Origin of the sequence: Microbacterium sp. Kw_RZR3 (assembly GCF_029222405.1) — a bacterium.
Taxonomy (GTDB): Bacteria; Actinomycetota; Actinomycetes; order Actinomycetales; family Microbacteriaceae; genus Microbacterium.
Genome location: NZ_JARHXC010000265.1, coordinates 1 through 1417, shown reverse-complemented (window position 1 = coordinate 1417; position 1417 = coordinate 1). Strand labels below are relative to the sequence as shown.

The window sequence follows — 1417 nt, the reverse complement described above, 5'->3', positions numbered from 1 at the left end:
GGGTCATGGTGTGAGTCCGCCGGCGGCGAGGAGCATGCGTAGCCGGTAGTTGTCGCGGTTGCGGAAGCCTCTGGCGAGTCGGCGGTGTAGCTCGATGATGCCGTTGATGGCCTCGGTGCCGCCGTTGTTCGCGCGACTGGTGGTGAAGTACGCGAGGAACGCGTCCCGCCAGCGGCGAAGTGTCCGGCCGAGCCTGGCGATCTCGGGAATCGGGCAGGAGTGGAATGAGTCCACGACCTTCTCCGCGATCCGTCGCCCCTCGGCCAGGTCCTTCGCGTGGTAGGCGGAGCGGAGTTCCTGCGCGCACTGCCAGGCGACGAAGACCTCCTCGTGCGCGGGGTCAGCGTCGAGCGCCGCGACGAGGCGGGCGCGTTGTTTCTCGGTGAGGTTCTCGGCGCCGGCGCGGAGGATGGTCTGGATCCCATAGAGCGGGTCGTCTTTACGGCCGCGATGCCCGAGAGTGTCTTGCTGGACGCGGCGGCGGACCTCGTCGACGGCGGCGGTGCCGAGCTTGACGACGTGGAACGCGTCGAGCACCGCGGTGGCGTCCTGCAGCTTGTCGTCGATCGCAGTCTTGTAACCCGCGAACGGATCAAGAGCTGCCACTCGCACGTTCTTCCGGAACGCGTCGCCACGATCACCGAGCCAGGAGGCATACGCCTTCCCCGACCGGCCCGGGACGAGATCCAGCAGCCGGGCCCGCGTCTTTCCGTGCTCGTCGCGGGTGAGGTCGACCATCCCGGTCAACTCCTTCGGGCCGCGCTTACGGGGGTCGACATGGTGCCAGATGTGCTCGTCGACGCCGAGCGTGGTGACGTTCTCGAACCGGGTCTCATCGAGGGCCAGCTTGACGAGTTCGGGTTCGACGGCCCGCCACACCGTCTTCCACGACGTCCCGAGCTGCCGGGCCAGGCCCGCGATCGTGGCGTGTTCGCGACGCAGCTGCCCGATCGCCCAGCCGATAGCGCGCGTCGTGATCGACCCACGCCGGGCGACCAGCGGCGGCAGCTGCTCCGTGAATGTCTTCCGCAGACAGTTCTCGTCGTCGCAGCGCCAGACCCGCTGCCGCCACACGATCCGCACCCGGGTCGCTCCGGGCACGTCATGCAGCACCCGCCGGCGGCGCCCTCGACCTGTCGCGACGACACCGCACGACGGACACCCGGCAGGCGCGGCGGCGCTCGAGACCGTCACGACCAGCAGCCCGTCGCGACGGTCGACGTGCTCGACATGAACACCGGGGAGGCCGACGAGCAGGTCGCAGCGGGCACACGGACAGCAAGCAGAGCGCGCCGAAGCGCACCCCGAAGTAGGGTGAAGCACGTCGAGGTCCTCGGGGTCGATCAGAGAGTTAGCGCTTCTGATCCTCGGGGACCTCGACCCCTACACACCGACCATCACCCCGCGAGCCTCACCC

The 1417-nt window shown here is 69.0% G+C and carries 1 protein-coding gene; it reads right to left on the bottom strand.

Annotated elements, in window-relative coordinates; genetic code table 11:
• Positions 1–3: 3 nt before the first annotated feature.
• A complete protein-coding gene (locus tag P2P98_RS14785) occupies positions 4–1257 on the bottom strand; it encodes an ISL3 family transposase (protein WP_275800873.1) in 1254 nt (417 codons plus the stop codon).
• Positions 1258–1417: the final 160 nt, after the last annotated feature.